Raw genomic sequence first — 15,037 nt, 5'->3', positions numbered from 1 at the left:
CCTTAAGGGAAAAGTATGAATAATTCAGGTCACAGAAAAATGATGAAATTGCGTAATATTATATTAGGAGGTATAAGACATGCACGCAGAAGTTATTGCTGTTGGGACCGAAATGCTTTTAGGTGAGATCACTGATACAAATTCTCAAGTTATCAGTGAAGGACTGGCAGATTTAGGGATCAATGTTTATTATCACAGTTTAGTGGGTGACAATGAGGCCCGGATGACGGAAGTTGTTAAGTTAGCAGCTTCGCGGAGTGATCTTGTCGTCATTTCTGGGGGCCTTGGACCTACCGCAGATGATTTAACTAAACAGGTAGTTGCTCGCTATTTGAAGCGTGACTTGGTCGTCGATAAAGCGGCCATGCAAAAAATCACGGCTTTTTTTAAAAAAAGAAAACGTGAGATGACACCAAATAACAAGATACAGGCGATGTATGTTCAAGGAGCACTTTCGCTGCCAAATGAGGTCGGGTTGGCCGTTGGTAATTATTATCAAGATCCAAATGGTGCCGATTTCTTATTATTGCCAGGTCCGCCTCATGAGATGCAGTCGATGTTTGAAAAAACGGCCAAGCCCTTGCTGGCCAAACAGTATCAAGGACAGCAAGTGTTGAACTCACGACTGCTGCGGTTTTTTGGCATTGGCGAGTCCAACTTAGTTACTAAGCTGGCCGATCTGATCGATGAACAGGCCAATCCAACGATCGCACCTTATGCCAAGGAAAATGAAGTGACCTTGCGTTTGACCGCTGCTGGGCATTCAGATGCTGAAGATGCAAGGTTGTTGGATGAATTAGAAGAAAAGATCACTGATCGTGTGGGTGAATATCTTTATGGTTATGGTGAAAACAACAGTTTGCCAGCAGTAGTCGTCAATAAACTACGGCAACGCAAATTGACCTTATCTGCATCTGAAAGTTTGACAGGCGGGAGTTTTCAAGCTGCTGTCACGGCGATCCCAGGTGCATCTGAGATCTTTCCAGGCGGCTTTGTGACTTACGCTGCTGAACAAAAAGAAAAATTACTGGGGATACCTGCTGATTTGATTGAAAAAAATGGTGTTGTCAGTCGAAAAACAGCGATCGCGATGGCTGAAAATACTCGCAATCTGCTTCAGACGGATTTTACTGTTTCATTTACTGGTGCGGCTGGTCCTGATCCGTTGGAAGGCAAACCTGCCGGGACCGTTTGGATCGGTTTAGCTGGCAAAAATATGGTAACCCAGGCAAAGCTTTATCATTTCCAGTATGATCGGCAACGGGTCCGCAACAGTGCAGTTATGACTGGTTTTGGAATGTTGAATAAGGCATTGGATAAATAATTTTTTCAAACATTCGTTCGATTTTTCTTGCGTTTTGGGTAAAACATCAGTATGATAAGTATACGGTATTAATCGAAAGTTGCTGAATTAAGCATAAGGAGGAACTTGATGGTGGCTGATGAAAGACAAGCAGCATTAGACGCTGCATTAAAAAAGATTGAAAAAAATTTCGGTAAAGGTTCAATTATGCGGATGGGCGATAAGGCCGACACGCAGATCTTGACGATCCCAAGTGGTTCATTGGCTTTAGATGAAGCTTTGGGGGTAGGAGGTTACCCGCGGGGACGGATCGTTGAGATCTACGGTCCAGAAAGTTCTGGTAAAACAACGGTTGCTTTGCATGCTGTCGCTGAAGTACAAGCTCAAGGAGGCACTGCTGCTTATATCGATGCCGAGAACGCTTTGGATCCGGTCTATGCGAGTGCTCTTGGAGTCAACATTGATGAGCTTTTGCTTTCACAGCCCGATACTGGTGAACAGGGCTTGGAAATCGCCGATGCCTTAGTTTCTTCAGGTGCTGTAGATATAGTTGTTGTTGATTCTGTAGCGGCTTTAGTTCCACGAGCTGAAATAGAAGGTGAAATGGGTGACGCGCATGTTGGTTTGCAAGCTCGCCTAATGTCACAAGCTTTAAGGAAGCTTTCAGGTACGATCAATAAAACAAAGACGATTGCGCTTTTTATTAATCAGATCCGTGAAAAAGTTGGTGTGATGTTTGGTAATCCTGAAACAACACCAGGCGGACGAGCTTTGAAATTTTATGCTACGATCCGTTTGGAGATCAGACGTGCCGAACAGATCAAAGACGGTTCTGACATCGTCGGGAATCGCGTGCGGATCAAGGTCGTTAAAAATAAAGTTGCTCCGCCATTCAGGAAAGCCGAAGTTGACATTATGTATGGCGAAGGTATATCTAAGACCGGAGAGCTGATCGATATGGCTGTTGAAAAAGACATCGTGCATAAAAGCGGTTCGTGGTTCTCGTATGGTGAAGAACGAATCGGTCAAGGGCGTGAAAATGCCAAGAAGTATATGGCTGATCACCCTGAAATGATGAACGAAGTTACAACTAAAGTTCGTCAAGCATACGGGATCGCCGATGAAAATAGTGACAACGCTAAAGAAGCAGGGCAAAAAGATCAGTTAGATCTTGATTTAAAAAATGATGCCAAAGAAACAAAAAAAGAATCTAAAAAAGCTGCTAAAAAATAATTTTTAATAACTTTAAAGAACGGTGAAAATAATCAGTTAGGTGGGTGTCTGCTAGAAGATGAAAGTCTGATTTTGGCAGATATTTGCTCTGACTGATTTTTTAGTGGGACATGTTTTACTTGTTGTTAAGCCTTCTTTGAGAATAAGATCAAGAGATAGACCAATAATGATTGACAGCAACAGCTAACAAACATTAAAATAGTAATGTGTGCATGAACATTGAGCATCGAATTGACGTAATTGTTGAATTTTAAATAAAAAATTTAACGATGCGGAGGTGCAATTTGAATTCTATATTTATTATCCTCGTCATCGCTATTTTGGCTTTATTGATAGGTTTCGCTGGTGGTTCTTCTTATCGCAAAAAAACATATGAAAAATCACTTGATAGTGCGACACAAACGGCTGAAGGTATTGTTGCAACTGCTAAAAAAGAAGCAGAAGCACAAAAAAAAGAAACTCTTTTGGAAGCAAAAGAGGAAGGTCATAAGTATCGCAGCGAAATAGAAAATGAACTCAAGGACAGACGCTCTGAAGTTCAAAAGCAGGAAAACCGGATGCTCGCGCGGGAAGAAAATTTGGATCGTAAAGATACCAATTTGGAGAAACGTGAACATATGCTTGAACAAAAAGAAAAGCAATTGGATTCTATGCAGAGCGACCTTGATAAAAAACATCAAGAAGTCTCATCATTGGTTTCGAAACAACAAGATAAACTTGAAGAAGTTGCGGCCTTGACTAAAGATCAGGCCAAAGATTTGATTTTACAGCAGACTAAATCAAGCTTAGATCACGAAATGGCAGTGATGATCAAAGATAGCGAAGAACAGGCTAAAGTAAGTGCTGATAAAAAAGCAAAAGTGTTGATTGCAGAAGCAATCCAACGCAGTGCAGCAGATACAGTCTCGGAAACTACGGTGTCCGTGGTAAATCTCCCTAACGATGAAATGAAGGGTAGAATTATTGGTCGCGAAGGTCGAAATATTCGGACGTTAGAAACCTTAACTGGAATCGATTTGATTATTGATGACACTCCCGAAGCTGTTGTTTTAAGCGGCTTTGATCCAATCAGACGTGAAATCGCTAAGATTGCCTTAGAGAAGTTGATTCAAGATGGGCGGATACATCCGGCACGGATCGAAGAAATGGTTGAAAAGGCCACTAAAGAAATGGATGCTAAGGTCCGAGAGACCGGTGAAGAAGCAATTTTTGATTTAGGTTTGCATTCTATGCATCCAGATCTGATCAAAATCGTCGGTCGTTTGAGTTATCGAACAAGTTATGGTCAAAATGTTTTGGATCATTCGGTCGAAGTTGCAAAACTAGCTGGTGTTATGGCTAGTGAGCTGGGCGAAGATGTTACGCTTGCTAAGCGTGCTGGTTTACTGCATGATATTGGTAAGGCGGTCGACCACGAAGTCGAAGGCTCACACGTTGAGATCGGTGTGGAATTAGCGAAAAAGTATAACGAAGGTAAAACTGTTGTTAATACTATCGCTTCTCACCATGGTGACGTTGAAGCAGAGTCGACTATCGCCGTACTTGTAGCTGCTGCTGATGCAGTTTCTGCTGCTCGTCCTGGTGCACGTAGTGAGTCGTTAGAAAACTACATCCATCGTTTGGAAAAACTCGAATCGATTTCAAATAACTTTGAGGGCGTCAAAAAGAGTTATGCTATCCAAGCGGGTCGTGAAGTTCGTGTCATAGTAAAACCTGACAAGATCACTGATGCTAAGACGACGATTTTGGCTCGGGATATTAAGAACCAGATCGAAGAAGAAATGGAGTATCCAGGCCATATTAAAGTCACGGTTATTCGTGAAACACGCGCTATTGAATACGCAAAATAAAGCACTAAAAGCTGAAAGTTTACCTAACCACGGTACTTTCGGCTTTTTTAGTTCTTGTTAAGACAGTTATGATTTTCTAACTCGTTTTATTAGTTGCATTTTGAAACTCAGATAAGTCTGCTGGTCTAACTTAGATCTTACAGTGTAAAAAAACATATAATACTTAGATCCGACATTTCTGCTGCTTAAACGGCTAGATGTACTTTCGTTATTAGTATGCACATTTACTCTTAAAAATGGTAAAATTAACTTTAACTGAATTGTGAAGAATAGAAGAGGAGATAAATAATGCGGATCTTATTTATTGGCGATGTTATGGGTGAGCCTGGGCAGGATATGTTCGAAGAAACGGTACCTGTTTTAAAAAGAAGTTTACACCCCCAACTTACGATCGCTAACGGTGAAAATGCAACACGTGGGCGAGGGATCAACGAGAAAGTTTATAAAAAACTATTGAAAGCTGGGGCTGACGTGATCACCATGGGAAACCATACTTGGGATAATCAAGAGATCCAAGATTTTATTTCCTCTACCAACAAGCTGATTCGACCCGCTAATTTTTCAGCAGGACAAGTTCCGGGAGCTGGTCATACAATAGTTAACGTTAATGGAGTTAAGGTCGGTGTTTTGAACATCCAAGGACGAGTATTTATGAATCCTTCTGACGATCCATTTGCTGTGGCTGAAGACTTGATCTCAAAAATGGAAAAAGAAACTTCGGTGATCTTTGTTGATTTTCATGGTGAAGCAACCAGTGAAAAAGAGGCTTTTGCTTGGAACTTTGATGGTCGTATTTCGGCTGTGATTGGTACGCATACTCATGTTCAAACTAACGATGCGCGGATTTTGCCGCAAGGAACAGCTTTCTTATCTGACGTTGGTTTTACCGGACCGTATGACGGGATCTTAGGAATGCGGCGGGGAAACGTGATCAGTCGTTTCAAAAATCAGATGCCAACTAGATTTGAAGTTGAAACCGATGGACAGCAGACTTTAGGCGCTGTTATGATCGATGTCGATGAAAAAACAGGGCGAGCAAAAAAAATTAAAAATATTCGGGTCGATCCGGATCATCCGTATATGGACTAAAAAATAAGTGGGAGGAACTGTTGATGCCGCAAAAAACAAAAAGAACACCGATGATGGAACAGTATATGAAGGTCAAAGAGCAGTATCCAGATGCCTTCTTGTTTTATCGCTTGGGTGATTTTTATGAAATGTTTTATGATGACGCGATCAAAGGTTCTCAGATACTTGAACTAACACTAACGTCACGAAATAAAAATGCGAGCGAGACGATCCCTATGTGTGGGGTACCGCACCATGCTGCGCAAAACTACATTGATATTTTAGTCGACCAAGGCTATAAGGTCGCAATTTGTGAACAGATGGAAGATCCTAAATTGGCTAAGGACATGGTCAAAAGGGAAGTCATTCAATTAGTAACTCCGGGGACTTTGATCGATGATAAGGCTGGAGAAGCTAAGGAAAATAATTATCTGACAGCTGTTCATGAAAGCAGCGGCAAGTTTGGTTTTGCTTATACAGACCTGTCGACTGGCGAACTGAAGACTGCTGAGTTAGACAATGTGGATGCATTGATCAATGAAATGTTGAGTCTGCGTACCAAAGAGGTTGTGATCGATAAAAGTGTGACTAATTCAACAATAACGGCCTTCAATAGTTTGAAAATATTGTTATCTCATCAAGATGAAATCGAAGAAAAATCTGAAGTTGCGTACTCCACACAAGAATTGACAAATAAGTTGGAAATCAATGTAGTTAGTCATCTGGTTTCTTATTTGGAGGTCACACAAAAAAGAGCTTTGGCGCATATTCAAAAAGCGATTCACTATGAGCCTGCACAATATTTAAAATTAGACCATAGAGTCAAACGCAACTTAGAATTATTAGAAAATTCACGAACGCATAAAAAATCTGGAACATTATTGTGGCTGCTTGATAAGACAAAGACTGCGATGGGTGGTCGTTTGCTTAAACAGTGGATCGACCGGCCATTGTTAAATAAAGAAGATATTTTAGAACGCCAAAATATTGTCCAAGTTTTACTGGATAACTATTTTGAAAGGTCAGGTCTCCAAGAAGAACTTTCTCAGGTCTACGATTTAGAGCGCCTCGCTGGTCGAGTAGCCTTTGGCAACGTTAATGGGCGGGATTTGATCCAGTTGATGACTTCTTTGCATCATATACCACAGATCAAATATATTCTAGAACAATTAAACGATGGTCAGCTGGGCAATTTGCTCAGTCAGATTGACCCAGTCGAAGAAGTTGCTGACCTGATCGAAACTGCAATAGTTGATGAACCGCCAATTTCAGTGACGGATGGTAATTTGATCCGAGAAGGGTACAATTCACAATTAGATGAGTACAACGATGCATTGAATAATGGGCAAAAATGGCTAGCAGAGTTGGAAGCAAAAGAACGTCAAGAAACTGGTATCCATAACTTGAAAATTGGGTATAATAAGGTTTTTGGCTATTATATTGAAGTTTCCAAGGGTAATGTTGGCAAGCTGGCTGAAGGACGTTATCAGCGCAAACAAACATTGGTGAATGCAGAACGTTTTATTACACCAGAATTGAAAGAAAAAGAGGCAATGATACTGGGGGCCCAAAGTAAGGCGGCTGATTTGGAATACCAGTTATTTATCGATATTCGCGAACAAATCAAAGATCGGATCCAACGTTTGCAGAAATTAGCTGCTGCGGTTGCTAAGTTAGATGTGCTGCAAAGTTTCGCAGTCGTGAGTGAAGATGGTCATTTTGTCAGGCCAGAATTTGTGAGCGGCCATCAGATCGATATCAAGCAAGGCTGGCATCCAGTTGTTCAAAAAGTCATGGGTAAGCAAAGTTACGTGCCAAACAATATTTCAATGGCACAGGATCTGACGATCTTGCTGATTACGGGGCCCAATATGTCCGGTAAAAGTACCTATATGCGCCAGTTGGCTTTAACTGTGATCATGGCTCAACTTGGATGTTATGTGCCGGCACAAAGTGCAAAGATGCCGTTGTTTGATCAAATATTTACGCGGATCGGTGCTGCAGATGATCTAATTTCAGGTGAATCAACTTTCATGGTGGAAATGATGGAGGCTAATGAAGCTTTGAAGAACGCTACTCCTAACAGTCTCTTGTTATTTGATGAGATCGGCCGTGGGACTGCGACTTACGATGGGATGGCTTTAGCGCAAGCAATCATTGAGTATGTTCATGACAAAGTGCAGGCGAAAACTCTATTTTCCACGCATTATCATGAATTAACGGCTTTAGAAAGCGAATTGCCTCAACTCAAAAACATCCATGTTGGTGCTGTTGAAAAAAATGGTGAATTGGTCTTCTTACATCAGATGCAAGCTGGTCCTGCGGATCGTTCTTATGGTGTGCATGTTGCAAAACTGGCTGGTTTACCAGAAAGTTTGCTTAAAAATGCTGCCCAGATCTTGGAAAGACTTGAAAATGAAGGACAACAATTGCCCGCATCTGTAAGTAAACCGGAAGAACAACCTGCTTTGAGCAGTGAACAGAAGGAAAGTACTGCAGAAAATAACGACGTTTCCCCAGACCAGCAGCTTTCGTTATTTGGCGATTCAGAACCGGCAGTTGATCCTGTAGGGGAAAAAGTTGTTAGTGAGTTAAAAAATGCTAACCTAATGGCAATGACTCCGATGGAAGTTATGAATGCTGTGTACAAGTGGCAGGACCGTCTAAATAAAAAGAAGTAATTTAAAAGTACGTAATTCGTTAAGTTAGGATCATATTGATACCCAAAAATTCACGAAAGGAGAGAGCTTATGGTTCAAATTCATCAACTCGACTCGATTTTAGCCGATCAAATTTCGGCCGGTGAAGTTGTTGAACGACCAGCTTCAGTTGTGAAAGAATTGGTTGAAAATTCGATAGACGCTGGAAGTTCACAAGTTGACATTGCTGTTGAAGATGCTGGCCTCAAGTCTATTCAAGTCATCGATAACGGTCAAGGGATCCCTGTTGATGAAATTGAGATGGCTTTTCGCCGTCACGCTACCAGCAAAATCTCAGACCGCCAAGATTTATTTCAAATCGTGACTTTAGGATTTCGTGGGGAAGCTTTACCGAGCATTGTTTCAGTTTCTGACGTGACAATGGAAACAGCGATCGAAGGCAAAGCCGGCACGAAGATTCATCTTAAAGGTGGTAAAATATTAGAAAAGCAGGTTTCTGAAAGTCGACGTGGAACGAATATCATTGTCAATGATCTCTTTTTTAATACTCCAGCCAGATTAAAATATTTAAGTTCTGTGCAAACGGAATTGTCTGCGATCACAGATATTGTAAATAGACTTGCGCTTAGTCATACAGATATTGCTTTTTCTTTATTAAGCAATGGACGTGAACTGTTGCACACGCCAGGTAATGGTAATTTAAAGCAAGTGATCAGTGCGATTTACGGGATCAATGTTGCAAAACAGATGATTCATTTTGAAAAACAAAATAATGATTTTAAAGTGAGCGGATATATTTCTTTGCCAAAATTGACAAGAGCGTCCCGCAATTATGTCAGCTTTTTGCTGAATGGCAGGTACGTTAGGAACAATCAGTTGAGCAAAGCTTTAGTTCAAGGTTACGGTTCTAAGCTAATGGTCGGCAGGTATCCGTTGGCTGTAGTTTCGATCGAATCCGATCCCATTTTGGTGGATGTTAATGTGCACCCCACTAAACAAGAAGTTAAGATCAGTAAGGAACAAGAACTGTGTGAGTTATTGTCTAAAAGTGTTTATGCCAGGATTTCACAGGAAAACTTGATTCCAGACGCTTTAAAAAACATGCGCAGCCAAAAACGATCTGTGCCAAAAGATGGGCAGCTTGATTTTGGATTGAGTGAAAGTTCGTCACCTTATAATTCACAGCAGTCTACTCGACCGGACAAAAAAGAAATCTTGGATGCGTTGATGGGTGGAGCTAAAAAAGTTGAAAATGGGTCGATCGTTCAAGCGGATCATCAGCAAAAAAATGATGTTGAACCAGTCATGATCAACGATGTGGCTGACTTGAATTCTCCGGCTGTCAAACAATGGGACGAAAAGTACCAACAAAATTCACAACAAACTGTGGACGTAAAAAAAGAATCGAATTCTAAAACTGAAATACAGGCTTCAAAAGATTTTACTGAAAAAGAAGTTACAGGAAAAGAACCTTTCCCAGCTTTAAACTATTTTGGACAGATGCATGGGACTTTCTTATTTGCAGAATCGAATGACGGTTTTTATATTGTCGATCAACATGCGGCCCAAGAAAGGGTCAAATACGAGTATTATCGGGAACAGATCGGTCAAGTTTCTGCCGACCAACAAAATATGTTGTTACCGATCATTTTGACATATCCTGTCAATGATGCTTTAAGGATCGAGCAAAATAAGGATAAATTAGCTGAGGTCGGAATTTATTTGGAAGATTTTGGTCAAAATACGTTTGCGATCCATCAACATCCTACTTGGTTTAAAAAAGGTCAGGAAGAATCAATAATTCGTGAAATGATCGACTATGTCTTAACTGATAATAAGTTGACTGTAGCCAAATTCAGAGAAAAAACGGCTATCATGATGAGTTGTAAGAGATCGATCAAAGCCAACCATCATTTAGACGAGAAACAAGCACGCTCGCTTTTAGGGCAGTTGCGTCAGTGTGAGAATCCCTATAACTGTCCTCATGGCAGGCCAACGTTAGTTCATTTTACGACAGGGGATATGGAGCACATGTTTAAACGGATCCAAGATCCACATCAGGGACATGATTTTTTTGATTAACGATTTGTTTGTTCCATGCTTCGTATAAAAAATGTTACAGTTGATAAGTTGGATAATGTCTTGGTCATTAGAACTGGAGAAGTCTTATGTATGAATATTTTATTGGTTTGATCACCAGTGTTACACCGCATTATATTGTTTTGGAAGTGAATGGGATCGGTTATCAGTTAAATGTGGCTAATCCCTTCAGCTATCGGATCGATCATGAAAAGAAACAACAATTGTTTATTTATCAAGCAGTTAGAGAAAATGATGTTAGTTTATACGGTTTTAAAGATTTTCAAGAAAAACAGCTTTTTTTAAAATTGATCAGCGTTTCAGGCATCGGTCCTAAAAGTGCTTTAGCAATTTTGGCAACTGAGGATCATGCTGGATTGGTCAATGCAATTGATTCAAATGATGAATCTTATTTGACCAAGTTTCCAAGTATTGGTAAGAAAACTGCCAAACAGATCATTTTAGACTTAAAGGATAAAATGTCTGATCTTTCGACACAAACACCAATGATGGATGATCAGTTACAATTAAGTCAGGCTGACGATCCTGTTTATTTAAAGGAGAGTTTAGAAGCTATGTTGGCCTTAGGATATACTAAAGCGGAAGTTAAAAGAGTTGGCAAAAAATTACGTGATTTTGATGGCAATTCGACTGACGAATATTTGCGACAAGCGTTGAAACTCTTGATGAAAAAATAGTATAGTAAAGGAGGTCTACGATCATGGATGATGATGAACGAATAATTTCAGGTGAAAGTACTGGTTTGGACGAAGAACAAACTGAACTTAGCCTGCGTCCGCGGACATTAAAGCAGTATATCGGTCAGGAAAAGATCAAAAAAGAAGTTGCGATCTACATCGAAGCTGCTAAGAATCGTGAAGAACCGCTTGATCATGTACTGCTATATGGGCCTCCGGGTTTAGGGAAAACAACATTAGCAGGTGTTATTGCGACTGAAATGGGCGTTAATTTTAAAACGACTAGTGGCCCGGCCATTGAAAAGCCGGGTGATTTAGTGGCATTATTGAATGAACTTCAACCTGGGGATATTTTGTTTATTGATGAAATTCACCGTTTACCCAAAAATGTAGAAGAAATCTTGTATTCCGCAATGGAGGATTTCTATATTGACATTGTGGTCGGTCAGGATGCGACGGCTCATCCAGTGCATTTTCCGTTACCACCATTCACTCTGGTTGGTGCTACCACTCGAGCAGGGCTTTTATCAGCACCTTTACGTGCACGTTTTGGAATAGTGGAACATATGAATTATTACACTGAAGATGAATTAACGGCGGTCGTTTTGCGTTCTGCAGCAGTTTTCGATTCGAAGATCGATCCGCAAGGAGCACATGAGATCGCCCGCCGTTCGCGGGGAACGCCGCGTGTTTCTAATCGTTTGTTAAAACGGGTACGTGATTTCGCACAAGTTGCTCAGAAAGAGAGTATTGATTTGGAAATTGTTGACTATGCGCTAAAGTTACTGCAAGTCGATGAACGCGGTTTGGATGAAACTGACCGCAAGATGTTAATGACAATGATCAAGCTTTATGCTGGAGGGCCAGTTGGTTTAGCTACAATTGCTGCCAATATCGGTGAAGAGACCGATACAGTTGCTGATATGATCGAACCATACTTAATGCAGATCGGTTTTGTTAAAAGAACAGCACGTGGTCGAATGGTTACGCCGGCTGCATATTCCCATTTAGGGCTCGATTTACATGATGAAAAAAATTAATAATAAAAAAGAAGGTATTACTAGTGTCTGAAGAACATTTAACTACAGAAGATTTTGATTATGATTTACCGCAAGAGCTAATAGCTCAAACTCCACTAAAGAAACGTGATGAATCACGGATGTTGGTATTGGACCATGTTAGTGGAAAATATCAAGATGATCATTTTTATAATGTAATTGATCAATTAAATCCTGGCGATGCCTTGGTTATGAATGATTCACGAGTAATGCCTGCACGTCTTTACGGAGATAAGCCTGCTACAGGTGGTCATTTGGAAGTGCTGCTATTAAATAACACTGATGGAGATAACTGGGAAACATTGGTTAAGCCTGCTAAGAGAGCTAAGGTCGGAACAGAGATTTCATTTGGTAACGGAAAATTAACTGCAACAGTTACTAAAGAATTGGACCATGGTGGACGAATGATCGAGTTCCACTATGATGGCATCTTTATGGAAATTTTGGAGAGTTTGGGTGAAACACCGCTTCCTCCATACATTAAAGAAAAGCTTGATGACCCAGAAATGTACCAAACGGTTTATTCTAAAGAAATTGGTTCTGCTGCGGCACCAACTGCTGGCTTGCACTTTACTAAGGAATTATTGCAAAAAATCGAAGACGAGGGAGTAAAGTTGGTTTACTTGACATTGCATGTCGGTTTAGGAACCTTCCGTCCTGTCACTGAAGAAAACATCGAAGATCACAAGATGCATAGTGAATTTTATAGTTTGAGTGAAGGATCAGCACAGACATTGAATGAAGTTCGTCAAAATGGTGGTAAGATCGTTGCGACAGGAACAACGACGATCAGGACACTTGAAACTATTGGAACAAAATTCAATGGTGAGATCAAGGCTGATAGCGGTTGGACAGATATTTTCCTAAAACCTGGTTATGAATGGAAAGTAGTGCAAGCGTTTATTACTAATTTCCACTTACCAAAATCCACTTTGGTAATGTTGGTTGCATCATTTACAGGTAGAGAAAATATTTTGAATGCCTACAAGCATGCTGTAGAAGAAAAGTACCGCTTCTTTAGCTTTGGGGATTGCATGTTTATTTATTAACAGGGCGCAGAAAAACCGATGAGACTAAAATATTAGTGAACAAATGTGATAAACTGCGGTTTTTCAGCGATTTAAAGCATTTGTTGGCTAAGCGGAAAGTCTTGGCTTTCAAAGCCTGACTAAGAACGCAGGGCAAAAGCAAGCGGGAAGAAATGAGTATATCGGACTTAAACAAGCGGCGTGTGTTTTTTGCATTGTGCTGTTTAAGTTGGATAAACAAAACTTCTTGCTTGTCGCAGCCTGATAAAGAAAAATACACAATTTCTGATTGGATACAGTTAGAAATTGCATCAGAATAGGATGGAGTTTTAATGAGTGAAGCGGCAATCAAATACCGTTTGATCAAAAAAGAAAAACATACGGGGGCTCGTTTAGGTGAGATCACAACGCCGCATGGAACGATTCAAACACCGATCTTCATGCCAGTTGGGACACAAGCGACTGTAAAGTCACTTTCACCTGAAGAATTAAAAGAAATGAACGCCCAAATTATTTTGTCCAACACTTATCATCTCTGGGAACGACCTGGAGATGACTTGGTTGCTGAAGCAGGTGGATTGCATAAGTTCATGAATTGGGATCGGCCAATTTTAACCGATTCAGGCGGATTTCAAGTTTTTTCGTTAGCAAAGTTGCGTGACATCAGTGAGGAAGGCGTTCATTTTCGTAGTAATTTGAATGGTGCTAAATTATTTTTGTCACCTGAAAAAGCGATCCATATTGAAAATAATCTTGGCGCTGATATTATGATGAGTTTCGATGAATGTCCACCATTTTTTGAATCGTATGACTATATCAAAAAGTCGGTTGAACGGACATCACGCTGGGCTGAACGTGGTCTATTGGCCCATCAAAATCCAAGCAGTCAGGGTTTGTTTGGTATCGTACAGGGTGGCGGACATAAAGAATTACGAAAACAAAGTGCCCGAGATCTAACATCAATGGATTTTGCCGGTTATTCGATCGGTGGTTTGTCCGTAGGTGAATCCAAGGCGGAGATGAATCATGTCCTGGAATTTACGACACCTTTATTGCCAGAAAATAAACCCCGGTATTTAATGGGTGTTGGTTCGCCGGATGCTTTGATCGACGGTGCACTTCGCGGAGTCGATATGTTTGATTGTGTGTTACCGACTCGAATTGCGCGCAATGGGACTTGCATGACTTCTCATGGTCGTTTGGTCGTCAAAAATGCCAAATTTGCCAGAGATTTTCGACCAATTGATGAGAACTGTCACTGTTATACTTGTCGTAATTTTACGCGAGCCTACGTACGTCATTTGTTTAAAACAGATGAAACTTTTGGATTGCGTTTAACAAGTTACCATAATTTGTACTTCTTATTAGATCTAATGAAACAAGTCCGTGAAGCAATTAAAAATGATGAATTGTTAGACTTTAAAGAAGCTTTCTTTGAACAATATGGTCTTAATAAGGCAAATGCGAAAAACTTTTAATTTTTTTAGAAAGATAGGTAGTCAGAAATAGGTTTTTCTGCTAAAGTTAATAGTGTATATTAAGTTAGGAGCGAGAAATAATGTATATTCTTGGTGCAGGAGGCGGCGCAGGCGGCCTTTCGACAATTCTTGTTTTTGTGGCTTTCATCGCTTTAATGTATTTCATGATGATCCGTCCACAAAAGAAACAACAAGATAAACGCAAGCAAATGATGGATGCCTTGAAAAAAGGCGATAATGTTGTCACTATTGGTGGTTTACATGGTGTGATCGATAGTATCGACGAAGCTGATAAATCAGTAACTTTGGATTGTGATGGCGTTTATTTGGTTTTTAACCGTTCCGCTATAGGTCGTGTTGTTGATCATGCATCAACACAGCCTGTTGGACCTTCGACAGAAGAGGAAACTGAAGAAAAGCCTGATAATGCAGCTGAAGATACAGCTTCAAATGATGATGTATCTTCTACTGATGCTGAAGACAAGCAAGATTCAGACGATTCAGAGAAATAATATGAACTCGATGCAAGTTCTCTTTGGAGACTTGCGTCGAGTTTTTTTGGGACTTTGTCAAATAGTGTTG

Annotated in this window: 11 protein-coding genes; all 11 read left to right on the top strand. The window is 40.5% G+C overall.

Annotation, left to right across the window (positions count from 1 at the left end; translation table 11 throughout):
* Nucleotides 1–79 precede the first annotated feature (79 nt).
* Nucleotides 80–1,324 carry a competence/damage-inducible protein A gene (locus FC65_RS04185; protein WP_056971659.1) on the top strand — a complete coding sequence of 415 codons (1,245 nt, stop codon included), beginning with the start codon at nucleotides 80–82 and terminating at the stop codon, nucleotides 1,322–1,324.
* Nucleotides 1,325–1,435: 111 nt separating this feature from the next.
* Complete coding sequence (gene recA / locus FC65_RS04180) at nucleotides 1,436–2,536, top strand: recombinase RecA (RefSeq protein ID WP_056971660.1); 1,101 nt, start codon at nucleotides 1,436–1,438, stop codon at nucleotides 2,534–2,536.
* Nucleotides 2,537–2,820: 284 nt separating this feature from the next.
* Nucleotides 2,821–4,386 carry a ribonuclease Y gene (gene rny, locus FC65_RS04175; protein WP_338088164.1) on the top strand — a complete coding sequence of 522 codons (1,566 nt, stop codon included), beginning with the start codon at nucleotides 2,821–2,823 and terminating at the stop codon, nucleotides 4,384–4,386.
* 288 nt (nucleotides 4,387–4,674) lie between these two features.
* Complete coding sequence (locus tag FC65_RS04170; protein ID WP_056971657.1) at nucleotides 4,675–5,475, top strand: TIGR00282 family metallophosphoesterase; 801 nt, start codon at nucleotides 4,675–4,677, stop codon at nucleotides 5,473–5,475.
* A 23-nt stretch (nucleotides 5,476–5,498) separates the two neighbouring features.
* The gene (gene mutS / locus FC65_RS04165; protein WP_056971656.1) at nucleotides 5,499–8,135 is read left to right on the top strand and encodes a DNA mismatch repair protein MutS; all 2,637 of its coding nucleotides are present in this window, start codon (nucleotides 5,499–5,501) and stop codon (nucleotides 8,133–8,135) included.
* A 69-nt stretch (nucleotides 8,136–8,204) separates the two neighbouring features.
* Nucleotides 8,205–10,196 (top strand): DNA mismatch repair endonuclease MutL, encoded by a 1,992-nt coding sequence (gene mutL, locus FC65_RS04160; protein WP_056971655.1) that lies wholly within the window; start codon nucleotides 8,205–8,207, stop codon nucleotides 10,194–10,196.
* 86 nt (nucleotides 10,197–10,282) lie between these two features.
* The gene (gene ruvA, locus FC65_RS04155; protein ID WP_010499025.1) at nucleotides 10,283–10,891 is read left to right on the top strand and encodes a Holliday junction branch migration protein RuvA; all 609 of its coding nucleotides are present in this window, start codon (nucleotides 10,283–10,285) and stop codon (nucleotides 10,889–10,891) included.
* 23 nt (nucleotides 10,892–10,914) lie between these two features.
* Nucleotides 10,915–11,931, top strand: coding sequence for a Holliday junction branch migration DNA helicase RuvB (gene ruvB / locus FC65_RS04150; RefSeq protein ID WP_010499028.1), 1,017 nt, complete (start codon nucleotides 10,915–10,917; stop codon nucleotides 11,929–11,931).
* Nucleotides 11,932–11,954: 23 nt separating this feature from the next.
* Entirely contained in the window at nucleotides 11,955–12,998 is a 1,044-nt protein-coding gene (gene queA / locus FC65_RS04145) for a tRNA preQ1(34) S-adenosylmethionine ribosyltransferase-isomerase QueA (protein ID WP_056971654.1), read from the top strand.
* Between the two features lie 311 nt (nucleotides 12,999–13,309).
* A complete protein-coding gene (gene tgt, locus FC65_RS04140) occupies nucleotides 13,310–14,455 on the top strand; it encodes a tRNA guanosine(34) transglycosylase Tgt (protein ID WP_010499034.1) in 1,146 nt (381 codons plus the stop codon).
* 80 nt (nucleotides 14,456–14,535) lie between these two features.
* Nucleotides 14,536–14,967, top strand: a complete 432-nt coding sequence (gene yajC, locus FC65_RS04135) for a preprotein translocase subunit YajC (protein ID WP_010499036.1) — start codon at nucleotides 14,536–14,538, stop codon at nucleotides 14,965–14,967.
* Nucleotides 14,968–15,037: the final 70 nt, after the last annotated feature.

Origin of the sequence: Ligilactobacillus acidipiscis DSM 15836, assembly GCF_001435755.1 — a bacterium.
GTDB classification, from domain to species: Bacteria; Bacillota; Bacilli; order Lactobacillales; family Lactobacillaceae; genus Ligilactobacillus; species Ligilactobacillus acidipiscis.
The sequence above is the reverse complement of the archived record's forward strand: the minus strand, read 5'-3'. Positions and strand labels throughout refer to the sequence as shown.